This is a genomic window from Phyllobacterium phragmitis (genome assembly GCF_002980495.1).
Lineage (GTDB): Bacteria > Pseudomonadota > Alphaproteobacteria > Rhizobiales > Rhizobiaceae > Paramesorhizobium > Paramesorhizobium phragmitis.
This window is the reverse complement of record NZ_PVBR01000001.1, coordinates 312,135-335,935: the sequence shown is the minus strand read 5'-3', so window position 1 is coordinate 335,935 and position 23,801 is coordinate 312,135. Positions and strand designations below refer to the sequence as shown.

General features: G+C 59.8%; 22 protein-coding genes and 1 tRNA gene. 6 read left to right on the top strand and 17 right to left on the bottom strand.

All coding sequences use genetic code 11. The features are described 5' to 3' along the window. Window positions 1–104: 104 nt before the first annotated feature. The gene (gene nadA, locus C5748_RS01580; RefSeq protein ID WP_105740153.1) at window positions 105–1,181 is read right to left on the bottom strand and encodes a quinolinate synthase NadA; all 1,077 of its coding nucleotides are present in this window, start codon (window positions 1,179–1,181) and stop codon (window positions 105–107) included. A gap of 394 nt (window positions 1,182–1,575) precedes the next feature. Between nadA and C5748_RS01575 the strand changes: the two genes are divergently transcribed. After that, window positions 1,576–2,808 (top strand): MFS transporter, encoded by a 1,233-nt coding sequence (locus tag C5748_RS01575; RefSeq protein ID WP_105740152.1) that lies wholly within the window; start codon window positions 1,576–1,578, stop codon window positions 2,806–2,808. 7 nt (window positions 2,809–2,815) lie between these two features. Here the strand turns inward: C5748_RS01575 and recO are convergent, their stop codons facing one another. The 7 genes from recO to C5748_RS01535 form a co-directional block, all read right to left on the bottom strand. After that, window positions 2,816–3,553, bottom strand: a complete 738-nt coding sequence (gene recO / locus C5748_RS01570) for a DNA repair protein RecO (RefSeq protein WP_105740151.1) — start codon at window positions 3,551–3,553, stop codon at window positions 2,816–2,818. A 225-nt stretch (window positions 3,554–3,778) separates the two neighbouring features. Then, on the bottom strand, window positions 3,779–4,717 hold the full coding sequence (gene era, locus C5748_RS01560; RefSeq protein ID WP_105740149.1) for a GTPase Era: 939 nt from the start codon (window positions 4,715–4,717) through the stop codon (window positions 3,779–3,781). Next, window positions 4,714–5,427, bottom strand: coding sequence for a ribonuclease III (gene rnc, locus C5748_RS01555; protein WP_105740305.1), 714 nt, complete (start codon window positions 5,425–5,427; stop codon window positions 4,714–4,716). The genes era and rnc overlap by 4 nt, the downstream gene beginning before the upstream one ends. 46 nt (window positions 5,428–5,473) lie before the next feature. Beyond that, window positions 5,474–6,253 carry a signal peptidase I gene (gene lepB, locus C5748_RS01550; protein WP_105740148.1) on the bottom strand — a complete coding sequence of 260 codons (780 nt, stop codon included), beginning with the start codon at window positions 6,251–6,253 and terminating at the stop codon, window positions 5,474–5,476. A 127-nt stretch (window positions 6,254–6,380) separates the two neighbouring features. Further along, the gene (gene acpS, locus C5748_RS01545; protein ID WP_105740147.1) at window positions 6,381–6,779 is read right to left on the bottom strand and encodes a holo-ACP synthase; all 399 of its coding nucleotides are present in this window, start codon (window positions 6,777–6,779) and stop codon (window positions 6,381–6,383) included. After that, window positions 6,776–7,369: a type IV secretion system effector BspA gene (gene bspA / locus C5748_RS01540; RefSeq protein WP_105740146.1), complete on the bottom strand. Its 594-nt coding sequence runs from the start codon at window positions 7,367–7,369 to the stop codon at window positions 6,776–6,778. The genes acpS and bspA overlap by 4 nt, the downstream gene beginning before the upstream one ends. A gap of 63 nt (window positions 7,370–7,432) precedes the next feature. Further along, entirely contained in the window at window positions 7,433–8,290 is an 858-nt protein-coding gene (locus C5748_RS01535; RefSeq protein WP_425350186.1) for an AraC family transcriptional regulator, read from the bottom strand. A gap of 133 nt (window positions 8,291–8,423) precedes the next feature. Here C5748_RS01535 and C5748_RS01530 point away from each other — a divergent pair, with 133 nt between their 5' ends. Continuing rightward, entirely contained in the window at window positions 8,424–9,632 is a 1,209-nt protein-coding gene (locus C5748_RS01530) for an MFS transporter (protein ID WP_245428720.1), read from the top strand. A gap of 111 nt (window positions 9,633–9,743) precedes the next feature. On the opposite strand, the gene pyrE is transcribed toward C5748_RS01530, so the two are convergent. The 3 genes from pyrE to rpoZ form a co-directional block, all read right to left on the bottom strand. Beyond that, window positions 9,744–10,322, bottom strand: a complete 579-nt coding sequence (gene pyrE, locus C5748_RS01525) for an orotate phosphoribosyltransferase (RefSeq protein ID WP_105740143.1) — start codon at window positions 10,320–10,322, stop codon at window positions 9,744–9,746. 191 nt (window positions 10,323–10,513) lie between these two features. Then, window positions 10,514–12,775 carry a RelA/SpoT family protein gene (locus C5748_RS01520; protein ID WP_105740142.1) on the bottom strand — a complete coding sequence of 754 codons (2,262 nt, stop codon included), beginning with the start codon at window positions 12,773–12,775 and terminating at the stop codon, window positions 10,514–10,516. A 232-nt stretch (window positions 12,776–13,007) separates the two neighbouring features. Then, window positions 13,008–13,412 carry a DNA-directed RNA polymerase subunit omega gene (gene rpoZ, locus C5748_RS01515; protein ID WP_105740141.1) on the bottom strand — a complete coding sequence of 135 codons (405 nt, stop codon included), beginning with the start codon at window positions 13,410–13,412 and terminating at the stop codon, window positions 13,008–13,010. Window positions 13,413–13,799: 387 nt separating this feature from the next. On the opposite strand from rpoZ, the gene C5748_RS01510 reads away from it, so the two are divergent. Both C5748_RS01510 and C5748_RS01505 read left to right on the top strand, forming a co-directional pair. Beyond that, window positions 13,800–14,378 carry a LabA-like NYN domain-containing protein gene (locus C5748_RS01510; protein ID WP_105740140.1) on the top strand — a complete coding sequence of 193 codons (579 nt, stop codon included), beginning with the start codon at window positions 13,800–13,802 and terminating at the stop codon, window positions 14,376–14,378. A 46-nt stretch (window positions 14,379–14,424) separates the two neighbouring features. Beyond that, entirely contained in the window at window positions 14,425–15,081 is a 657-nt protein-coding gene (locus C5748_RS01505) for a uracil-DNA glycosylase (RefSeq protein ID WP_105740139.1), read from the top strand. 83 nt (window positions 15,082–15,164) lie between these two features. Here C5748_RS01505 and smpB read toward each other — a convergent pair whose 3' ends face one another. Next, entirely contained in the window at window positions 15,165–15,641 is a 477-nt protein-coding gene (gene smpB / locus C5748_RS01500; RefSeq protein WP_105740138.1) for an SsrA-binding protein SmpB, read from the bottom strand. A 133-nt stretch (window positions 15,642–15,774) separates the two neighbouring features. After that, window positions 15,775–16,656, bottom strand: coding sequence for a 4-hydroxy-tetrahydrodipicolinate synthase (dapA, locus tag C5748_RS01495; protein ID WP_105740137.1), 882 nt, complete (start codon window positions 16,654–16,656; stop codon window positions 15,775–15,777). A gap of 346 nt (window positions 16,657–17,002) precedes the next feature. Between dapA and C5748_RS01490 the strand changes: the two genes are divergently transcribed. Beyond that, on the top strand, window positions 17,003–19,063 hold the full coding sequence (locus C5748_RS01490) for a lytic transglycosylase domain-containing protein (protein ID WP_245428730.1): 2,061 nt from the start codon (window positions 17,003–17,005) through the stop codon (window positions 19,061–19,063). A gap of 389 nt (window positions 19,064–19,452) precedes the next feature. On the opposite strand, the gene C5748_RS28130 is transcribed toward C5748_RS01490, so the two are convergent. Beyond that, the gene (locus tag C5748_RS28130; RefSeq protein WP_158259797.1) at window positions 19,453–20,058 is read right to left on the bottom strand and encodes a hypothetical protein; all 606 of its coding nucleotides are present in this window, start codon (window positions 20,056–20,058) and stop codon (window positions 19,453–19,455) included. Window positions 20,059–20,104: 46 nt separating this feature from the next. On the opposite strand from C5748_RS28130, the gene C5748_RS28125 reads away from it, so the two are divergent. After that, on the top strand, window positions 20,105–20,554 hold the full coding sequence (locus tag C5748_RS28125; RefSeq protein ID WP_158259796.1) for a hypothetical protein: 450 nt from the start codon (window positions 20,105–20,107) through the stop codon (window positions 20,552–20,554). Between the two features lie 300 nt (window positions 20,555–20,854). On the opposite strand, the gene C5748_RS01480 is transcribed toward C5748_RS28125, so the two are convergent. The 3 genes from C5748_RS01480 to C5748_RS01470 form a co-directional block, all read right to left on the bottom strand. Further along, window positions 20,855–21,583: a BON domain-containing protein gene (locus C5748_RS01480; protein ID WP_105740136.1), complete on the bottom strand. Its 729-nt coding sequence runs from the start codon at window positions 21,581–21,583 to the stop codon at window positions 20,855–20,857. Between the two features lie 279 nt (window positions 21,584–21,862). Beyond that, a complete protein-coding gene (locus C5748_RS01475) occupies window positions 21,863–22,972 on the bottom strand; it encodes a porin (RefSeq protein WP_105740135.1) in 1,110 nt (369 codons plus the stop codon). Between the two features lie 258 nt (window positions 22,973–23,230). Continuing rightward, window positions 23,231–23,321, bottom strand: a tRNA-Ser gene (locus C5748_RS01470). Between the last annotated feature and the right edge of the window lie 480 nt (window positions 23,322–23,801).

Here is a 23,801-nt window from a genome sequence, read left to right as displayed (position 1 = left end):
GTTTGCGATTGGCGCCGACCTTGATGAAGGCGTGATCTCCCCCCTTGTGGGGGAGATGTCCGGCAGGACAGAGGGGGGTGAGCGACAGCCAACATTTCACCCCATCAATTCTTCAAATTCACCATCCGCTCCACCGCCATACGCGCGCGCGCAGCCAATGCCGGATCGACATGGATTTCCTCGCGCATGAACACCAGGCTCTCCAATATCTTCGGCAGCGTAATGCGCTTCATGTGCGGGCAGAGGTTGCAGGGCTTGAGGAATTCCACGTCCGGCACATCAGCCTCGATGTTCGACGCCATCGAGCATTCGGTGACGAGCAGCACTTTCGGCGGGCGGTTCTTCTTGACGTAATCGATCATGCCACTGGTCGAGCCGGCGAAATCGGCGATGGCGACGACTTCCGGAGGGCATTCGGGATGGGCGATGATCTGGATCGACGGATCGGCCTCCCTATAGGCGACGAGTTCCTTCGCCGTGAAGCGCTCATGCACTTCGCAATGCCCTTTCCAGGTCAGGATCTTCACATGGGTTTGCGCGGCAACATTCTGCGCCAGAAACTCGTCGGGAATGCACAGCACGCGATCGGTGCCGAAGCTTTCGACCACTTCGACGGCGTTGGCAGACGTGCAGCAGATATCGCTTTCCGCCTTCACATCGGCCGACGTGTTGACATAGGTGACGATAGGGACGCCCGGATAGGTCTCGCGCAGCAGGCGCACATCAGCGCCGGTAATGGACTCGGCCAGCGAGCAGCCGGCCTTCATGTCGGGGATCAGCACCGTCTTATGCGGATTGAGCAGCTTCGACGTCTCGGCCATGAAATGCACGCCGCACTGGACGATGATCTCGGCGTCAACCTTGGTCGCCTCGCGGGCGAGTTGCAGCGAGTCGCCGACGATATCGGCGACGCAATGAAAGATATCGGGCGTCTGGTAATTATGCGCCAGAATGACCGCATTGCGCTGCTTTTTCAGCCGGTTGATCGCGGCGACATAGGGCGCGTAGACGGGCCATTCGATGCGCGGGATATGATGTGACACGCGCTCATAGAGATGCTCGGTCTCGCGCGCCACCTCGGGCGTGAAATCGAGTGAGGGCATATCCACGACGCCGAATCGCTCGGCGGCGGACTTCCCCGCATGCGACACCGCGCGGATTGCTGCTGCATTCGTCGTCATGTCCTGCCCTCCCGGCATTTATACTCATATTGAGCATATATGTAACTAAAAGAAAAACGGCAATGTCGTTGAGGCCGTTCGGAAAACACATAAGGCGATCTTCGGCCTGCTGCAAGCCGCCCTGTCATAAAAGTTTTGCGCTGTCTGATGACTTCATCTTGCACCGTGGTTGCAACGGCGATGTCAAGGTATGGATTCCTATGACAAGCACAGGAATCCATGCCTCACCGATGCCACCGCCGCTACGCTGAAAACATCTGACGATCCAAACGATCAAATCCAGTGAACGGATGTTCAAACCAATTCGTTTGTCTGAAGTGTCCGATCGGCTAATGTTATCTCCACACTGGAGTGGTGAACCGCTCCACATCCTTTGTTGCTCCAGGATATCGACATGGTCCATTCGCCCGCCACGAAGCAAACCGCCCTGCCCTGGCTGATCATCGCCTCTGGCTGTTTGATAGCGCTTCTGACCTTCGGGCCCCGTTCAGCCATGGGCATATTCCAATTGCCGATGCTGACGGAAAAGGGCTGGGACCGCACGACATTCGGTCTCGCGATGGCCTTGCAGAATTTGTTCTGGGGCGCGGGCCAGCCATTCTTCGGCGCAATCGCCGACAAGTACGGCACATGGCGCGTGCTGCTTCTCTCGGCGATCCTCTATGCGAGCGGGCTCATGCTGATGGCGCATGCGGATTCGCCGACCATGCTGCATGTCGGCGGCGGCATTCTCGTCGGGCTCGGCGTTGCGGCCGGTTCGTTCGGCATCGTGCTGTCGGCCTTCGCGCGCAATGTTTCGGCTGAAAACCGCACCTTCGTCTTCGGTCTCGGCACGGCGGCGGGTTCGGCGGGCATGTTCGTCTTCGCGCCGATCAGCCTCGGCCTGATCGAGCGCTACGGCTGGTCGGATGCGCTGGTCTATATGGGCATCGCCATGCTTGTGATCCCACTTCTGGCAATTCCGCTGCGCGGCAATTCGACAAGCGGACGCATCAGCCAGAGCGCCTACAAGCAGTCGATCGGCGCGGCGCTGCGCGAGGCACTCGGCCATAAGAGCTATCTGCTGCTCACGTCAGGATTTTTCGTCTGCGGCTTTCAGGTAGCCTTCATCACCGCGCATTTTCCGGCCTATATCGCCGATATCGGTATCGAGCCGCAATATGCCGTCTGGGGTCTGGCGCTGATCGGCTTCTTCAACATCATCGGCTCGCTCGCCTCCGGCGTGATCAGCCAGCGCACGTCCAAGCCAATCTTCCTGACGATGCTCTATCTCGCGCGCTCGGTTCTCGTCGCCGCCTTCCTGCTCTTGCCGCAATCGGGGATGTCGGTGCTGATCTTCTCCGGCCTGATGGGCCTGCTCTGGCTTTCCACCGTGCCGCCGACGAATGCGCTGGTCGCCATCATGTTCGGTACGCGTTATCTCGGCATGCTCGGCGGCATCGTCTTCTTCTCGCACCAGATCGGCTCGTTCCTCGGCGTCTGGCTCGGCGGCTATCTCTATGACCGTTTCGGCTCCTATGATCCGGTCTGGTGGTTCGGCGTCGCGCTCGGCCTCTTCGCCGCGGCCGTGCATTGGCCGATCCGCGAACATGCGGTGGAGCGGCCTGCCCTCCAGCCGGCGGAATAAACCTGCTTCAGGGGTGCGGCGCCGATATTTTCGCCAACGCAGCCAGAAAGCCGGCGCGCGCCTCCGGTGCTGTCTGGGCGCGCGGCTCCCAGACGTGGCGCGTCAGGAAATAGCCGGTCATGCGAAAGGCATCATCGATCTCGGCGACCGAGACGGCGCGGACCCGGTTGCTCGAAACGAAATCCGGCATCGGCAGGAGCTTGTCGGCCCAGGGCTTTCCCGCGTCGCGCGATACCGCCCTGCCCGATTTCGGTGAAACATAGGTGAGATGTTCGCGGCTTCCCGTGGCCGCGCAGGATTGCAGGTCGAGGCCGAAACCCAGTTCCTCCAGCATCATGATCTCGAAGCGCAGCAGCAATTCGCCCGCCGCCAGCGGATCGTCGAAATGCTCGATGATCAGCGCCAGCGTCTCGAACAGGCCCGGATGCGGGTCGCGCTCGGGCAACTGGCGCAGATGCGCTGCGGCAAGCTGGATGCCGTAGAGCGCTACCGGCATCTCGATCAGACGCGCGGCGGCAAAGCTCAGGGGCTCGACCTGGAAGGTGCCGAGATGTTCGTCCAGCCGGGCGCGCCATAAGGCATCGACCCGGTTTCCCGGCTGAAGCAGCGGCTGCATCTTGCGCGAGCGTCCGCCCCGCACGATGCCCAGATGCCGACCATGGGCGCTGGTCATCAACTCGACGATAGCGCTCGTCTCGCCATGCCGTCTCGTGCCGAGGATTATACCTTCGTCGCGCCATTCCATGAGAGAGGGTTCCCGTTCGATTGACGCTCTTTCCCCCCTCTGCCCTGCCGGGCATCTCCCCCACAAGGGGGGAGATTGGATGTGAGTTCCGCTTTCATCAATCGCCAACGTAGCAGAATAGAGTTCGCCATCAATGAAGGCGTAATCTCCCTCCTTGTGGGGGAGATGGCCGGCAGGCCAGAGGGGGCGCCTAGAACCAGCGTTTCTATTACTATGTGAAAGGCCCTAATGCGGGAAATCAAGTCCCATTTCCCGGTAGCGTTCGGGATCGTTGCCCCAATTGTCGCGGACCTTGACGAAAAGGAAGAGATGCACCGGCTGTTCCAGCATTTCGGCGATGTCCTTGCGTGCTGCCTGGCCGATGGACCTGATCGTCTCGCCCTTGTGGCCAAGCACGATTTTCTTCTGGCTCTCGCGCTCGACATAGATGACCTGTTCGATGCGCACCGAACCGTCCTTCTTTTCCTCCCAGCGCTCCGTCTCCACGGTGGAGGCATAGGGCAGTTCCTCATGCAGGCGCAGGTAGAGCTTCTCGCGCGTCACTTCCGCCGCGAGCTGGCGCATCGGCATGTCGGAAATCTGGTCCTCGGGATAATACCACGGCCCTTCCGGCAGCGCATTGGCGAGGTAGTCGCGCAGATCGTTGCAGCCGGAGCCGGTGAGCGCCGAGATCATGAAGGTACGATCAAAGGCGACCTTTTCATTGGCGGCTGCCGTCAGCTTGAGAAGTGACGGCGGATCGACACGATCCACCTTGTTCAAGACGAGGATCTTCGGCTGGCGCACCTCCTTGAGGCTTTCGAGGATCGCCTCGGCCTCCTCGTTCAGCCTGCTGCCCTGCGCATCGATGATGACCAGCACCAGATCGGCATCGCGCGCGCCGCCCCAGGCCTTCGTCACCATGGCGCGGTCGAGGCGCCGCTTCGGGCGGAATATGCCTGGTGTATCGATCAGGACGATCTGCGTTCGGTCATGGATCAGGATGCCGCGTACCAGCGCGCGGGTTGTCTGCACCTTGTGCGTGACGATCGAAACCTTGGTGCCGACGAGCTGGTTGACGAGGGTGGACTTGCCCGCATTCGGAGCCCCGATCAGCGCGACGAAGCCGGAGCGCGTCGGTTCACTGGTTTCCCCCTCGCTCGTCGGAATGGATTTGTCGGTCATAGTGTTCCTTCTTCCGGACGCATCCACACGCCTTCACGATATAATATTTCCACAGCCGCATTCTGCTCGGCGATCCGCTTGGATCGTCCCACTCCGACAGCGGCATCGAAGCCTGGCACCGTCACTTTCACCGTGAATTGCGGATCATGATCCGGTCCGGTGCGGCTCTTGATGAGATAAACAGGCTGCACCCCGCCCTGCTGGTGCGCCCATTCCTGCAATTCGGTCTTGGCATCGCGGCGGCCCGCTTCGGTGACGCGCGAGCGCGGCTCCCAATAGCGCTGGATGAACGGCCGTACCGCCTCAAGCCCGCCCTCGAGATAGATGGTGGCGATCAGCGCTTCAATCACGTCGGCCCGGACATTCAAGAGACGCTTGTCGGTCATCAGCGCCTTGATGTCCGCGCCGGTGCGGATCAGGACGTGAAGGCCGATCTCATCGGCTACCGACGCGCAGGTTTCGGCATTGACGAGCGAATTGAGGCGGACCGACAATTCGCCTTCATCGGCATTCGGAAAAGCTGCAAACAGCATTTCCGCCACCAGCAGCCCCAGCACGCGATCGCCCAGAAACTCGAGCCGCTCGTAATTGGTGCCTGCTTTCTGGCGGGCGCTCGAATGGGTCAGCGCCCGTTCGAGCCGGGCAGGATCGTTGAATTTGTGCCCGGTCTTTTCCTCGAGAAACTGTGCGATGTCGACTTTACCAGCCATGCGCAGCTCCAGAAAGCGGATATTCACTGATGCCAATCGCCACCGATCAGTTTCCGTTTACGAGATGCGGCTCCGCATTGACCGAGGTGAGCAGACGGCCGAGGCGGATATCCGCCGGCCAGCGCCACAGTTCCAGCGGGCTTGCGCCATCGGCAATGGAGAAAAAGATGAGGTTGGCGCGACCGACGAGATTCTCGAAGGGCACGTAGCCCACGGTGAACCGGCTATCGAGCGAATTGTCGCGATTGTCGCCCATCATGAAATAATGGCCGGCAGGAACCTCGAAGACGCGGGTGTCGTCGCCGATCGAATTGGGCGCAAGATCGAGTGTGTCGTAGCTGACGCCATCGGGCAGCGTCTCGCGGTAGACAGCGACCGGACGGTTCTGCTCGGTGATGTCGGGGTTGTTGATCTCGCCCACTTTCTCGCGCTTGACCGGGACGTCATTGATGTAAAGGACGCCCTGGCGCATCTGGATGCGGTCACCCGGCAGGCCGACCACGCGCTTGATATAGTCGATCGAAGTGTCGCTCGGCAGCTTGAAGACCACGATGTCGCCGCGCTTGGGCTGGCTCGCCCATATACGCCCAGAGAACAGATCAGGCGAAAAGGGCAGCGAGAAATGCGAATAACCGTAGGAAAACTTCGAAACAAACAGATAATCGCCTTCGAGCAGCGTCGGGCGCATTGAGCCCGACGGAATGCTGAAAGGCTGGAACAGAAGCGTTCGGATGATCAATGCGAGGACCAGAGCCTGCACGACGACGCTCAGGGTTTCACCCAGACCGCCGGATTTTTTCACTTCGCTCTTGTCGGACACGCTCATTAGTTCTCCGATTGCAATAACGCGTTCTATTAGCCGTTACGATTGCGTGAAGCAATCCGGCGATCGGCTGATGCCTGAAGATTAGCGACCTCGCCGAGGTCGTTTGCCGGCCGGTGACGACGAGAAACTAGGCAGGCAGGGCTTCAATGATGACAAACGCCTGTGCGAGAGGAAAATCATCGGTAATTGTCAGATGTATGGCGGCAATATGGCCGGCTGGGATGATCCGTTCAAGCTGCGCCGCCGCGCCGTTGGTCAATTGCATGGTCGGCTTGCCGGAGGGCAGATTGACGACGCCCATGTCCCGCCAGAACACGCCGCGCGACATGCCGGTGCCGAGCGCCTTGGCGCAGGCCTCCTTGGCGGCGAAACGCTTGGCGTAGGAGGCGGCACGCTGGGCACGCCGATCAGACTTTGCCCGTTCGATCGGTGTGAACACACGGTCGGTGAAGCGCTGGCCGTGCCGTTCGAGGGTCTTTTCGACACGCCTGATATCGATGAGGTCGCTGCCGATGCCGATAATCATGCGCCGAACGCTTCCGATTTCAGGGCACCGATATCGCTGTTGTCATTGGCGCGCGCGGCCAACCGTTCGCGTCGCTTGCGGTGGAAGGCGCCAATCGCCCATCTTGTCACGACATAGACGATCAGGGCGAAGAAAAGACCGAGTACCGTCGAGCCGAACAGCATCGGCTTCAACACCGGGCCCCATATATCGTGGAAATTGAAATGTTCCAGCATCCGCCCGAGATGCACCGGGGGATGCGCGGAGGAAAAATCGCCTGTCAGCATGAAGCGTCCGAATTCGAAGGTCGCGCCCCAGATGACCGGGACGGTCAGCGGATTGGCGACCGTCGTCCCCAAGGCCGCGGCGGCAACGTTTCCGGCGAAGATATAGGCGAGAACGATCGCAATGATGATATGGAAGCCGAAAAATGGCGTGAAAGCCGAGAAAACACCCACGGCCAATCCAGCCGCAATCGCATGCGGCGAGGCAGTGATGCGCATGATGCGCTTACCCATGTAGCGCAGCGAGCGCGAGAAAGACCGCCGCGGCCAAAGATAGGTGCGCAGTCTTTCCCATGGGCTAACCGGTTTGCGGCGTCGAAAAAGCATTCCGGTCTCATACCCGTCCGGCGTGGCGGAAACAATTGGAATTATTTTTCATTCGAAAACTCATCAGGAAGGCTGCTGGCGCTGCGCAAGCGTTCCACTCAGGTAGAATCGCGGCGAAACGCCCAGCATGCGCTTGAACATGGTGGTGAAGGCCGGCACGCTTTCATAGCCGAGATCAAGCGCCACACTCGTTACCGGTTCGCCATCGGCAAGGCGCGGCAAGGCGGCGAAGAGGCAGGCCTGCTGCCGCCAGACCGAAAAGCTCAAGCCCGTCTCGCGTTGAAAGCTGCGCGTGAAGGAACGGCGGCTCATGGCGAGCACTGCTGCCCATTCATCGATGGTGGCGTGTGGCGACGGCTTCTCGACAAACCGGCGGCAGAGCGCCGAAAGACGCGGCTCCGCAGGAAAAGGCAAGCCCAGCGGTCGTTCCGGCAGATTGTGCAGCTCGTCAAGGAGCAACCCGGTCACGAGCGCACCGCGGCTGCCCGGCGGCGGATTGTCGTCTGATATAACCGCTTCCACGATGAGGCATCGCATCAGATCGGTGAGCGCCACCACGTGAAGATGCGTCGGCAGGCCAATGGTCGCATCCGGCGCGATATAGATGGAGCGCATGCTGACCGCACCGAGTATTTCGACCGCGTGATGAACGCCCGCCGGAAGCCAGATCGCATGTTCGGGCGGTACCATCCAGCGCCCTGCATCGGTCGTCACCAGCACCACGCCTGCCAGGGCATAGAGAAGTTGCGAGCGGCTGTGGCTGTGGCGCGGAACAAGATGGCCATCGGGATATTCGGTCGGCAGCGCCACTACCGGGCCTTCGATCTCCTCCAGCCAGAGCACGCGCTGTTCATGCAGACGTTCGAGTTCGTCACCCGTAATGGACGCGGGCATGAAACGGGGTGGTGTTATCGATGACATGGGATGGCCCACTCGCGAAAGAAATGGACCAAACCACGAAAGCGGGTTCTCTGCAACTTCTATAAAAACGACCTTCGCAAAACGACGCTCGCATCTGGCCCCGCCATGGTGCAGCAATTCCTTGGAGCATAGCGTGACCGATACCACTGCCGCGGCCCATACACCCGTCACCCCTGCCGCCGATGCGACGGCATTCACCGTCATCCTCGCGGTCAGCTTCTGCCACCTGCTCAACGACATGATGCAGTCGCTGCTCTCCGCGATCTATCCCATGCTGAAAGCCGATTATCATCTCGATTTCTGGCAGATCGGGCTTTTGACCTTCACCTTTCAGGTAACGGCCTCGATCCTGCAGCCTATGGTCGGCATGTATACGGACAAGCGGCCGATGCCCTATTCCCTGCCCGCCGGCATGGGGTGCACCCTCATCGGATTGATCCTGCTCGCCTCGGCGCAGCACTATTCGATGCTTCTGGCGGGTGCCGCATGCGTCGGTCTCGGCTCCTCGATTTTCCATCCCGAATCGTCGCGCGTGGCGCGTCTTGCCTCGGGCGGACGCCATGGCCTCGCACAATCGCTGTTCCAGGTCGGCGGTAATTTCGGCACGGCGATCGGTCCCCTGCTCGCGGCATTCATCGTCCTGCCGCGCGGCCAGGCGAGCGTCGCCTGGTTCTCTCTCGCCGCATTGCTCGGGATGGGTGTTCTCTGGAAGGTGAGCAATTGGTACACGCGCTACCGCACAGCCAACGCCAACCGTCCGGCGCCGGACCGGACATTGCCGCTGCCGCGCGGCAAGGTCGCGATCTCGCTTGCGGTGCTGGCGCTGCTGGTCTTCACCAAGAACATCTACATGGCGAGCCTGTCGAGCTATTACACCTTCTACACGATCAACAAGTTCGGCGTTTCGGTGCAGACTTCGCAACTTCTCCTGTTCCTGTTTCTCGGCTCCGTCGCCCTCGGCACGATCCTCGGCGGCCCGATCGGCGACAGAATAGGCTCGCGCGCCGTCATCTGGTTCTCGATTCTCGGCGTTTTGCCCTTCACGCTCGCCATGCCCTATGCGGATCTTCCCACGACTGCCGTCCTGACCGTGATCATCGGCCTGATCCTTGCCTCGGCCTTTCCGGCCATCGTCGTCTTCGCGCAGGAACTGGTGCCGGGCCGCGTCGGCATGATCGCAGGGCTGTTCTTCGGCTTCGCCTTCGGCATGGCGGGTATCGCCGCGGCCGTTCTCGGCATCGTTGCCGACGCCAAGGGCATATCGTTCGTCTACACGATCTGCTCGTATCTGCCGCTGCTCGGGCTGTTGACGGTGTTCCTGCCTGATATGCGGAAGTCATAGGGGAATAGGGGAATAGGGGAATAGGGAAGTATGTGTTGATGATGAGCGGGCAAGGCTATTTAGCATACTTGCTATTGCCTACTCCCTTATTCCCTTATTCCCCTACTCCCTTCAAATATTCCTGCTTCCCGGCTTGACGGCCGGTATCGCCGCCAGTTCGGGAGGCAGATTGTCCGGCGCATAGGCCGGCACCTCATATTCGGCCAGCGCGATCAGCCTTGTTCCGACATCGGCCTTCCCTGCTGAACGGTCGACGATGCAGGCGGCTGCCAGCACATCGGCCTTCAACTCGTTCAGGCAATCGATGGTTTCGCGGATAGAAAGGCCGGTGGTGACGATATCTTCCACGATCACAACCCGGGCGCCTTCGGGGATGGCGAAGCGGCGGAGCCGGAAGACGCCGTTTTCGCGTTCGACCCAGATCGCCGGTACGCCCAGGTGCCGCGACGTCTCATAGGCGGGAATAAGCCCACCGACGGCCGGGCCGACGACGTAATCGATCTGCCCCAGTCCTGCCGCCCCGATCTTCTCGGCGAGCGCCTTGCAGAGCTTTTCGGTCTTGTCGGCATGCATGAAAACGCGTGCCTTCTGGAGAAAGACCGGGCTGCGCAGACCGGAAGTCAAGATGAAATGGCCTTCCAGAATGGCTCCCGCCTCGCGGAAGACGGCCAGCACGTCCTCGGTGTTCATGGGTGTTTCCTATAGTTTTTCATTTTAGGATTTGTCAGAACCAGTATGAAACTGCTTCGACTTTCGCCGTCATTCTCGGGCTTGTCCCGAGAATCCACGACGGCATGATCTTCAGGACGGTAATTCCTTTTCGTTTCCTTGTCGCAGATTCTCGGGACAAGCCCGAGAATGACGGGCAGGCGATGGGACATCTATCCATTCACCCGTCGCACGTCGCTGACGCAGGCGCTTTCCTTCAATTGCGAGATGATGCGGTTGAGGTGCTTCAGATCCCATACCTCGATATCCATGATCATCTCGGTGAAATCCGGCGCGGTGCGCACCATCGACAGATTGTGAATGTTGGCGTCGTTGGCGGCAGAAACCTGCGCGATCTCGGCAAGCGATCCGGGCGAATTGATCGCCGAGACGCTGATGCGCGCCGGAAAACGCTCCTTCATCTGCTCGTCGATATCCCAGCGCACGTCGATCCAGCGCTCCGGCTGATCGTCATAAGCGGTGAGCGCCGGCGACTGGATCGGATAGATCGTGATGCCTGCGCCCGGCTGCAGGATGCCGACGATGCGGTCGCCCGGCACAGCACCTTCCGGCGAGAAGCGCACGGGCAGATCGCCGCTCGTCCCCCTGATCGGCAAAGCGCGCTTTCCGCCACCTTCCCGCTTGGCGCCAGCTACTGTCGCCTTGATTTCGGTCCCGCCTCCCGCTTCGCCGCCTTCGGGCACCTTGAAGATCATGCCGGCTGCGTTCTGGATATTGAACCAACCCTTCTCGCCCCTATTGGCCGGGCTTTGCAGGGTTACCCGGGTATCCTGATAATCGGGATGGACGGCCTTGACCACATCGGTCGACGGCAATTCGCCCCGCCCGACGGCGGCCAGCACATCTTCGATGTCCTTGCGTGCGAGGCGCGGCAGGCCCTGCTTCAGGCTGTCCTTGGAGAACGTCTTGCCGGCACGCTCGAAAGCGCGCTCGAGAATACGCATTCCCAGCCCGGAATATTGCTTGCGTACGGCGGAGCGGGTGGCGCGACGGATGGCGGCGCGGGCCTTGCCGGTGACGACGACCGCCTCCCAGGCGGCGGGCGGCACCTGCGCCTTGGAGCGGATGATCTCCACCTCGTCGCCGTTCTGCAGTTCCGTCATCAGCGGCATGATGCGTCCATTGACCTTCGCGCCGACGCAAGAGTCGCCGACATCGGTATGCACGGCATAGGCGAAGTCGATCGGCGTGGCGCCACGCGGCAGGGCGATCAACCGCCCCTTGGGCGTGAAGCAGAAGACCTGATCCTGGAAGAGTTCGAGCTTTGTATGTTCGAGAAACTCTTCCGGATTATCGCCTTCGGCCAAGGCCTCGATGGTCTGGCGCAGCCAGGTATAGGCGTTGGTTTCGGTCGAGATGACATGCGGATTTTCCGCGCTGCCGCGATCCTTGTAGATGGAATGGGCCGCGACGCCGTATTCGGCGATCTCATCCATCTCGCGCGTGCGTATCTGAAGCTCGACACGCTGGCGCGACGGCCCCACGATGGTGGTGTGGATGGAGCGATAGTCGTTCTGCTTCGGCGTCGAGATATAGTCCTTGAACCGCCCCGGCACCATCGACCATGTGGTGTGGATGATCCCCAGCGCCTGATAACAGTCCTCCACCGTATCGACGACGACGCGGAAGCCGAAAATATCCGACAATTGCTCGAAGGAAAGCGCCTTGGTCTCCATTTTGCGGAAGACCGACCAGGGCTGTTTCTGACGGCTCTTGACGCTGGCCTTGATCCCGTTCTTCTCGAAAAGGTCGGAGAGATCGTGCTCGATTTTCTGCAGGACGCCGCGGTTCTTTTCCAGAAGCTCGGCAAGACGGTCGGTAACGGCCTTCCACGCCTCCGGATTGATATAGCGGAACGCCAGTTCCTCCAGTTCCTCGCGCATATCCTGCATGCCCATGCGGCCGGCAAGCGGCGCATAGATATCCATCGTCTCCTCGGCGATGCGCAGACGCTTGTCCTCGCGCATGACGCCGAGCGTGCGCATGTTGTGGAGCCGGTCGGCAAGCTTGACCAGCAGCACCCGAACATCCTCGGAAATCGCCAGCAGCAGCTTGCGCAGGTTTTCCGCCTGCACCGCCTTCTTGGAGACGAGATCGAGTTTCTTCAGCTTGGTCAGCCCCTCGACCAGCTTGCCGATATCGGGGCCGAACAGTTGGTCGATCTCCTGCCGCGTCGCGGTCGTATCCTCGATCGTATCGTGCAGGAGCGCGATCGCGATCGTCGCCTCGTCGAGATGCATGTCGGTGAGAATGGCTGCGACTTCGAGCGGATGGGAAAAATACGGATCGCCGGTGGCCCGCTTCTGGCTGCCATGCTTCTGCATGGCATAGACATAGGCCTTGTTGAGGAGCGCCTCGTTGACGTCTGGCTTGTAGCGCTGGACGCGTTCCACAAGCTCGTACTGGCGCATCATCTATTGGCTCTCCTCATTAAGGCCACGGCATCGCAATATACCTGCATCACCATGCGATATTCCAAAGTGATAGAAAGATTTTTGTGCCTCCGGCCGGAGACACGCAACACGAGCCTATCACGCAAACATGCGCCGCAGCTTCGGGCCGCGACGCATGTCGAAACTGACATTGAAAGGGTAAATACGCTCTAACGATCAAGCACCGCAGCGAAAAAAGCGTATCTTTCCTCTATCAGTAGTCGTCGCTTTTTTCGGGAGCGACGAGACCTTCGATACCGGCCAGAAGTTCTTCCTCCGACATGCGGTCGAACGAAACGATCTCCTCTTCCGCCGTGTCGGCGACCTCGACGGCGACTTCCTCGGTGCTGCCGGTCAACTGCGGCTGAGCGACGGCCTCCGGCTCATCCACTTCCACATGTTTCTGCAGCGAGTGGATCAGATCTTCCTTCAGATCGCCGGGCGACAGCATCTCGTCCGCAATCTCGCGAAGAGCCACGACCGGATTCTTGTCATTGTCGCGATCGATGGTGATGTGAGCGCCCTGCGAAATCTGGCGCGCACGGTGGCTTGCCAACAGTACCAGCTCAAACCGGTTTTCAACCTTGTCGACGCAATCCTCAACGGTGACGCGGGCCATTGGATGCCCCTTTCATATTTCAAGTCGATTGACGGGATTTTCCTGCACATAGCGCTTACGCCTGCAAAAAACAAGCAAAAGCGGCATGAGCGTGACGCCTTATCGCATCTCGGGTCGCTTCTTTGACCACACCTCCGACGCTATCCGGCACATAATGAATGCCGGGAACTGCGATCCCTATACAGGGTTGTACAGCGGCCACACAGATTTTACACGTATAAATGAGTGCAGTCGATTTCCAGACAACCTGCAATTGCTTGGATTCTATTTATCCGCATCGTACAACAAGAATATGGCATGGTTACTCGCCATTTGCCTTCACTCACCTATATTTCAGTCGGTCGCCCCCTCAGCGCGTGCGGAACCGCAAGAATGGATATTTGAAGCATGTTCGATTCCCGCGAGAAGATCGCGCTCTTTATGGACGGCGCCAATCTCTACGCCGCGTCCAAAACGCTCGGATTTGATATCGACTACCGTAAATTGCTCAAGGCCTTCCAGAAGCGTGGCTATCTGCTTCGCGCCTATTACTATACGGCGCTGGTCGAGGATCAGGAATATTCCTCGATCCGTCCGCTGATCGACTGGCTCGACTACAATGGCTACCGGGTCGTCACCAAGGCGGCCAAGGAGTTCACCGACTCGACCGGCCGCCGCAAGGTCAAGGGCAATATGGATATCGAACTGACTGTCGATGCCATGCAATTGACCGATACCGTCGATCATTTCGTCATATTCTCCGGCGATGGCGATTTCCGCTCGCTGGTCGAAGCGCTGCAGCGCAGGGGCCGTAAGGTCAGCATCGTTTCGACGCTGACCACACAACCGCCGATGATTTCCGATGATCTGCGCCGTCAGGCCGATCATTTCATCGATCTGGCTTCGCTGAAAAGCGAGATCGGCCGTGATCCTTCCGAACGTCCGGTGCGACGCCAGGAAGCCGAAGACGGCGACGGCGACTATTGATCACCGTGACTATTGAATACCGGGCTTGGCCACGTCATTAAGAGGAATGATTTCCGAACCCTCGCCCGACTGCGCAATCTGTCCCCGTCTGCATGCCTTCCTTGCCGAATGGCGCGAAAAGGAGCCTGACTGGCACAATGCGCCGGTCCCGCCTTTTCTCCCTGTCGGAGGCGATGAAACCGTCGAACTGTTGATTGTCGGGCTGGCGCCGGGGCTACGCGGGGCAAACCGCACGGGACGCCCCTTTACAGGCGACTATGCCGGCGATCTGCTCTACCGCACATTGGGCGATTTCGGTTTTGCACGCGGAAAATTCGAGGCGCGGCCGGACGACAGCCTGGAACTGGTCGGCGCAGGAATCGTCAATGCGGTGCGCTGCGTGCCGCCTGGAAACAAGCCGGTCGGTGCCGAGATCAACCATTGCCGGCAGTTTCTCACGCCCGTCATCCGACGGTTTTCCCATCTGCGCGCCATCGTCACGCTCGGCACGATCGCGCACCAGTCGACCGTCCGCGCGCTCGGCAAGCCGGTATCGAAATACCCGTTCGGCCATGGCCGGATGGGCGTGGTCGATGATATCCGGATTTTCTCGAGCTATCATTGCTCGCGCTACAACACCAATACCGGTGTCCTGACGGAGAGCATGTTTCGCGACGTATTCAAATCGGCGCGAGATTTTCTGGATGAGGGAGTAAGGGAGTAAGGGAGTAAGGGAGTAAGCCTTATCTCTTATTCTTCGGCAAGAGACATCCCCTATTCCCTTACTCCCCTACTCCCTTCAATGAACTATCCTTTGTCGCGCAGGAGGCGGAATTTCTCGCGATTCCAGTCGCGCTTCTTCTCGGTTTCACGCTTGTCGTGCAGCTTCTTGCCGCGCGCCACTGCCAGTTCCAGCTTGGCGCGGCCGCGATCGTTGAAATAGAGCTTCAGCGGCACGACCGTCATGCCCTCGCGATCGATCGAATTGGAAAGTCGCGCCATTTCGCGGCGGTTCACCAGGAGCTTGCGCAGACGGCGAGGATCGTGATTGAAGCGATTGCCCTGGGTGTATTCCGGGATATAGGAATTGATCAGCCAGAACTCGCCATTCTCGAAGCTCGCATAGCTCTCGGCGATATTGGCCTGGTTGGAGCGCAGCGACTTGACCTCGGTGCCTTGCAGCACGAGACCAGCCTCGAGCGTATCGAGGATTTCGAAATTGTAGCGCGCCTTGCGGTTATCCGCGATCAACTTGCGCGCTGGAGCATTTTTTGGCTTGTTCATGATGCTTTATATAGGGCCGGCTACCGCCGAACATTAGAGCGGTTTCCTATTGATGGAATTGGAAAACCGCTCAACAATTTGTTTTCACGCGAGTCCGGACGGAAAACCGCTACACACTTTTCCTGGACTTGCTCTAATTGATCAGCCCCGCGTGCTTCATGGCGAGATCGATGCGCTCGGCCGTCTCGGGCTCGATCGGCACCATCGGCGAGCGCAGCGTATCTTCGATCTTGCCGAGATGCGCCAGGGCATATTTCGCCCCGCCCGGATTGGGCTCGATGAAGAGCGCCTTGTGCAGCGGCATCAGCCGGTCCTGGATACCAAGCGCCGTGGCAAAGTCGCCGGCGAGGCAGGCCTGCTGGAATTCCGAACACAAGCGCGGGGCGACATTGGCCGTCACCGAAATGCAGCCTATTCCGCCATGGGCGTTGAAACCGAGCGCCGACGCATCCTCGCCGGAAAGCTGGATGAAATCATTGCCACAGGTGATGCGCTGTTCGGAAACGCGCTCGACCTTGCCGGTCGCATCCTTGACGCCCGCGATGTTCTTGTGGTCGCGGGCAAGCGATCCCATCGTCTCGGGCGTCATGTCGATGATCGAGCGGCCGGGAATATTATAGATGATGACCGGCAGCGATACCGCCTTGGCGACTTGCGAATAATGGGTATAGAGGCCGCGCTGGCTCGGCCTGTTGTAATACGGCGTCACAACGAGGATTGCATCCGCACCGGCCTTTTCGGCATGCTGGGCAAGCTCGATGGATTCACGCGTATTGTTGGAACCTGCACCGGCGATGACCGGAACGCGGCCCTTCGTCTCCTCGATGCAGACCTCGACGACACGCTTGTGTTCCGCGTGGGAAAGCGTCGGAGATTCGCCCGTGGTGCCGACCGGAACCAGCCCATTCGAGCCTTCGTCGATCTGCCAGTTCACCAAGGCGCGGAAGGCTTTCTCGTCAAATGCGCCATTACGATCGAATGGCGTGACAAGTGCCGTAATGGACCCCTTCAGCATCGGTGAACTCCCAGATCATATGCGCAAAAACGAGTGCGGCAGATAAAGCCAGCCGCAAGGCGCTGCACCATAGTCTTGCCACAGGTCTGGAGCAAGTGCATTTGACAGAAGTTTGACATAGTGCCGAAGAGGCGTGGAATGGCGGTTCCGATAACCTTTCATTAACATTGCTTTCATTGATCGCCGATATCATCGGGGGCCTGTATCGCTGGCCTCCACAAACAAACAGGCAACGAGCGAAAACCAATCCTTGAGTCAATATCCGAATTCTGATCTGGTCTGGTTCATGCGTTCAGCTGTTTCTGGAAGGACGATCTGGCGTAACGCCCTCCTCGCCGGCTGCGTGATGGCCGGCGGCCCGCCGGAGAGCGCCTTCGCACAGGCCTTTCCCGTGCAGCCGGAGAACGTGCCGATACCGTTTGTCCGTCCCTTCGCGCCGACAGCGACGCGACAGATACCATCGGCGCTGGTCTTGCCCGATTCCGTCATCACCTCAGGCATCGTTCAGCCACAGCAGCCGGGCGCCATCGGCGGCACCCTGAAAACCGGGCTCGATGCGCTCTACGGCAAGGATGCCGGAAGAGCCATGGCGATCCGCAATGGTATGCCGCCCAAATCGCTCGACCGCCAGATCCTGACCTGGGCGATCGGACTTTCGGGAGCCGACGACGTATCGAGCGCGGACATCGCGCAGGCCGCCGAGGAATTGCAAGGCTGGCCGGGCATGGCGGCACTGCGCCGCAATACGGAATACGCGCTTTACCGGGAAAATTCTCCGGCGAGGGTGGTGATAGCGGCATTCGGAAATACCAAGCCGCAGACCACGGAAGGCATGATCGTTCTCGCTCGCGCCCACCTGGCGGAAGGCAACGCCGCCAAAGCGCGACAGGTTCTCGCTCCCACGTGGCGCAAAGAGAAACTCGATTCCGGGGATGAGCAACGCATCGTGAAGGAATTCGGACAGGTGCTATCGCGCGAGGATCATCTGCACCGCATGCTGCAGATGCTCTATGCAAATCGCATCCAATCGGCGGGCCGCGTCGCCAAGCTGGCAAATGCGCAATCGCTCTATGAGGGTTTTGCCGCCGTCGCGCAGAAATCGTCCAATGCAGCGAAGAAACTCGCCGCCGTCGACAGTTCCTGGCATTCGAACCCGGCCTATATTTTCGCGAGAATCCAGTATCTGCGCCGTAGGGAACATTATAGTGACGCCGCCGAACTGATGCTGAAGGCACCGCGCGATGCAGCCGTCCTGGTCGATCCCGATGCGTGGTGGACCGAGCGGCGCGTGCTCTCGCGTGAACTTCTCGACATCGGCAAGCCCGAGATCGCCTATCGTCTCGCTGCCGCCCATGCAGCCGAGACACCGGCCATGGTAGCGGAAGCGGAGTTCCATGCCGGCTGGTATGCGCTGCGGGAGCTCAAGAATCCGAAGACCGCGCATCGTCATTTCGCACGGATCGCGGAGATTTCCTCGCGTCCGATTTCGGCTTCACGCGCCTATTATTGGCTGGGCCGCGCGGCGGAAGCCGGTGGCGGCGGAGATTCCCGCAATTACTACCGCCGCGCCGCGCATTACGGCACGACCTTTTACGGCCAGCTCGCCGCCGCAAAGCTCGGCGAGACGCAGCTGGAACTGCCCTATCCCAAGCCAAGCGATAGCGACCGCACACAGTTCGAGCGGCGCGCAGCCGTGCAGGCGATCCGGCGGCTGGAGGCGATCGGCTATGGCAAACGCGCCGAAATGCTTTACCGCGATCTGGCGCAGGAACTCGACAATACGGGCGAACTGGCGCTGCTGGCGGTCATGGCGGAGCGCAACGGCAATCATTATCTGGCGCTCAGGGTCGGCAAGACAGCGGCGCTGCGCGGGCTCGATGTCGGCGCACTGTCGCATCCGACCGGCGCCATTCCCGACAGCGCCGATATCAAGGGATCAGGCAAGGCGCTGGCCTATGCCATCGCGCGGCAGGAAAGCGAGTTCAACGTCTCCGCAGTTTCGAGTGCCGGGGCGCGCGGGCTCCTGCAGCTTCTTCCGACAACCGCCAAGGAAGTGGCGCAGCGCGCAGGGATGAGCTATTCCAAGCCACGCCTGACCACCGATGCCGCCTATAACGCGACGCTCGGTTCGCATTTCCTCGGCGAGCAGATCGACCGTTTCGACGGCTCCTATATCCTGACTTTCGCCGGCTATAATGCCGGGCCGCGCCGGGCTAGCGAGTGGATGGAGAGATATGGCGATCCGCGCGGCAAGCCGATCGACGAGATCGTCGACTGGATCGAGCGCATCCCCTACACGGAAACGCGCAACTACGTGCAGCGCGTGATGGAGAATTACGAAGTCTACAAAGCCCGCCTCTACGGCAAGATGGACATCGAAAAGGATCTTATCCAGGGGCGGAGTTGAGGAGGCGGAGTTGGTTCGGGGGAGCTTACGCTCGTGCCCGTGTCTCATCATTCAAGGCAAAACAACAGCGACTTCAAACGCCATCCGGTGACGTTGAGCTTGTAATACCCCCTCTGCCCTGCCGGGCATCTCCCCCTCAAGGAGGGAGATTGGCTGACATCAATGGCGGAGCTTTATCCTGCCGCATTGGCGATTGGCGAAAGCGGATCTCATAGCCAATCTCCCCACCTGAGGGGGAGATGCCCGGCAGGGCAGAGGGGGGGGGTATTACAAGCCCCAGCTTTTCCGCTTTAAGTGAAATGCCTCAATGCATCGGCCCGAAAACCGTTTCCGGTTTTCGGGCCGATGCATAGAATTCAAGAATTTACAGCGCTCTTACGAGCTTAGATTCACGTCTTGGGTTTCGGCGTCGTTTTCTTGGCTGTCGGTTTGGTGGCTGCAGGCTTCTTGGCTGCCGGTTTCGGGGTTACAGATTTCGTAGCGGCAGCGGCAGCAGATTCCGCAACCGCTTCAACCTTCGCGACCGCCGTCTTTACCGCGGAAGCGGCCTTCGCGGCTGGCTTTGCGCCAGCGCCGCCGGTCGTCTTCGATGAAACCGTTTTTGCCGTTGCGGCTTTGGCGGCACTCGTCTTTGCAGTAGGCTTTCCGGCGGAAGCAGCGGGCTTGGCGGCAGGCGACCGTTTGGCCGGCGTGGCGGCTGCTTCGGCTTTGACCGCGGCTGTCTTTGCCTCGCCTTTTTGGGCCCCGCCTTTTGTTGCCCCGCCTTTTGTCGCATGGCTGGTCGCGACTTTTCCGGCTTCCACGCGCTTGGTGAAGTCTGTCTTGCCGCCGCGCGCCAACACAGCCGCCTCGCTCACCCAATCTTCCCGTTCGGCACGCCCGGGAAAGCCGATTTTCTTGTTGATCCAGGCGACTTCCGCAGGGGTCCATGCGGCAATCTGGTCGAAGTGGAAGATACCGGCGGCGTTCAGCTCTTTCTCCAGCTCGTCGCCCACCCCTTTTATCAATGTGAGGTTATCGGGCTTGCCGCGCCGCGCGGCCTTGAGCGCTTTCGGCGGCGCTTCGGTGACGGTTGCAGATGGGGCTGATTTGGCAGCCGATTTGGCTTTAGCGGCGGGTTTTGCAACCGGTTTTGCGGCGGCGCTCACCGACGTGCTCGCTGCGGCAGACGCTGCCGTGGCCTTCGCTGCGACCTTCGCTCCGGGCGATTTAGCCGCCGGCTTACTGGCCGTCTTGCCGGTTGTCTTTGGCCCAGTTGTCGTTGCCTTTGCTTTAGGCTTTGCGCCCGAGGCAACAGACGGCGTGGCCGCTTTCGCGGACGCCGCCGCTCCAGCCTTCGCGTCGGAAGCCGGCACTTCGGGAGAATATGGTAAGGCCAGGGCGGACGACGCGGCAGCCGTGCGCGCATCCCCCGATGCGGAAAAACGCTTGATCAAGGATCCGAGAAGGCAACCCAGAACGAACGCGACGGCAATCAATATGGCCAATTGAATAATGAGCAGCAGCATACGGGCATCTCCTTAAGGCGCCAGGCCTTCAGCACAACGACGACGATTAACTCATGGGCAAGTCATTGGACGGATACTAAAGTCTTCGTCCGCCCTTTACATCCGAAAATCCCGTCAGGCGCGTTTTCTTCCGAATGTGGTCAATCCCACGTAAAGTCCTACCGCGAAGGCGATAAGCAAAACGAACCAGAATGTACTGATAAGATACATCATCGGAGGTCCTCGCGATTCTCTATTGGCCAAAAGATATAGAAATGAATTCGAACGCTTTTCTCCGCCCAAGTCAATCAGGCGAAGGAGGAACAATAGGATTATCTGGTGCCTGCTCGCCCGACTCGTCATCCGGTTGGTTATTTGCCCCCGGGGTCTCGGGCGCAGGCGGCACTATACGCGCGGAAACGAGTTTTCCTTCGCCCGGCAGCACACCGGCGACCGCCGTGACCAGCACTTCATAGGCATCAGAGCCAGCCGCCCTGCCCTTGATCGAATAGTCGAGAGTGCTGATCGACACTTCTCCCAAGGAGAGATCGGCCAGTTGAGAAACGGCAAAGCCGGCGAGCGCCGGAAAGCCTGGCGCGGCACCCCGCGCAATCGCCATTTCGTCCGTGATGCGGATGCCGGGCATGGCGCGTTCGGCGATGGTGAGGATATCGGCGCGAGCCGGACCTGGCGGGACATTGCCGGAAAGGATGACGCCATCGTCGGTCTTGACGGCACGAAATGAAAAGGGTTCGGCGAGCGGCGGGAGAACGGCCCGGTTTTCGACGCTGCGCACGCCTGGTACCGCGGCGGCGATCTTGGCGGCGGCAGCTTGTGCCCGCTCGTCGGGCGCCACGCCCTTCAATGTCAGATCGCGTCCGTCGAGATCGACCGACGCCCAGGAATAATCGCCGGCGAGAGCTGCTGACGTCCGGGATGCGAGATCATTCTCGACACGCCCCGAACCGAACCACACGGCAAGCACCGTGAGCAAGGCCGTGGTGGTGACGCCGGGCCAGAACCAATTTTTCAAAGCCGCCCTCTCCTGTTCCGTAACATGCTGTTATACGCATCGTACGAGAACGCCTCCTGCGATATGACGGTAATACGCACCGAAGCAGGGAAGCGGAACTGTCGCTGAAAAACGCCTGGAGATCAAGTTTAGAGGATCGGGCATGGCAGATGACATGGATACGGGAGACAGCCCGCCAATTTAACCGGCAACCGTAGTAATGACGCCAGAACGAAAAACCCGGCAGCCGAAGCTGCCGGATTCCACTTAACCAGTCCGGACCGGATCGGCCGGATTTGATTAGAACGAGCGCTGGAAACGGATCATGCCGCCCCATGCATCGTCGCTCTGGGTGATGACGCCGGCGCCATCGACATTCGTAACCAGGTCCTTGTAGTAAAGGACTTCCGGGGTGATCGTGAAGCCGGGGACGAGTTCATAAGCCACGTTGGCTGCAACGGCCAGCTGATCGAAGTCGTCATAGGAGACCTGTGCGTTGAAGGTCGCCTTGTCGGTCAGCTTGTAGCTTGCGCCAACCCAGCCGGCCCAGTCACCGCCCCACGAAGCGTAGAAGTTTTCGCGGAATGCAATGGCATCGCCCTCGGACTGCCAGGCGCCCATCACGAAGATGGAGGCAGCGTCGGTGATGTTGAGGTCTGCACGAACCTTGACGGCCCACTCTTCGATAATGCTGTCGTAACCGACGACGGCGCCGATCGAACCCCAACCCTGGGCCCACTTCGCACCGCCGACCATGTGAGGCACATAATCGTTGATCGTGTAGTCGCCTTCACCCTGCTCGAACGACACCATGGCAGAGATGCCGTTGCCGCCGGTGAAGGTGTAGCTGATGAGCGTGGTGTCGTAGTTCAGAGGCTCGATCACGTCATCGTTGATGACATTGCCGGCGTAGCCGAGGAAGGTACGGAACGCGGATTCATCTTTACCGATGCGCAGGCCGCCCAGTTCGATATAGGCGAACTTCAGCTCGACGTCGTCGTTCTCAGCATAAGCGCCGTCATTATCGTTCGTGTCCCACTGGAAGCGGGTCTCGGTGTAGGTGCGCAGCGTGCCGAGCTCGGTTTCCGAGGCGGTGTGCGTGCGCAGCGCGAAGCGCAGGCGCTTGCGCCAGGTGTCGTCACCTTCGATGACGCTGCCATCGCGGCGGAAACGATCACGGCCAACCGCACCGAGAGAATCGCCGGCACCCATGTCGTAGCGCAGATATCCGGAGATGCGCAGGCAGGTTTCGGTACCGGGGATGTAGAAATAGCCGGCGCCGTAAGCATCGCAGACGCGGACATATTCAACGGGTTCCGGCTCGGCATAGACGACAGCGTCGGCAGCACGAGCGCCGGAGACTGCGACGAGAGCCGCAGCGGAGCCGAGAAGCAGGCTCTTGATGTTCATTTCTGACCTCCAGTCAATAACCGCGGGAGGCGCGTAAATATCAATGAAATCAATGTGATAGGATTCAGAGGTAAAATTAGCGCGGGAATCGGCTCGGGAGCCGCCAGGCCTCATCACGTGCTCGAAAGAGCGAAAGCCGGCCGATCGCACGGGAATCATCGGGAGAATCTTGGATGGAATCGCTGCGATTCCATCCCTGGCGATAGCCCTTACGAGCGTGCAGAGATGGAGGCAGATTTGAAGGATATAAGGGGAAGATGGCGGAGAGGATGGGATTCGAACCCATGAGACCCTTTTGAGGTCTACTCCCTTAGCAGGGGAGCGCCTTCGACCACTCGGCCACCTCTCCGGTACGGGCGAGATAGCCGTTAAAGTACGGCAGTTCAAGCGATTTGCGGGCAGTATTCCTGATTTTCACCGGATAGGCCTTGATTGATTGCGGGAAATGGCTGGGAGCCCCGGCAATGTGGCCACTCCGCGGCCCAAATTGGGCGTTCATCGTACCGGAGAGCAGATTCTCACACTGAATCCGGCATAGCTGGGGAATGCGAGACGTTGGACGCAACCGGGCCGATGCTGTGGATAAACATGATCAGCACACCGATAGCCGCACTGATTCCCGCCGGACAACGCAAATTGCGGGCCCTTCTGGGCGTTAAGGAAGATGAATCCGGCGTAACCAATATTAAAGAGCAGTGAAGAAGCTGCCATGTCTGGGGCAATTTCGTGACTTTTCTGCAACAGCGGATTGGCATAGCGCCAGCCGGCCCCCCGCCGGATGTTATTGGGTGTTGAAACGCCAACCCCGGTGAGTATGGTCACTCAGGAA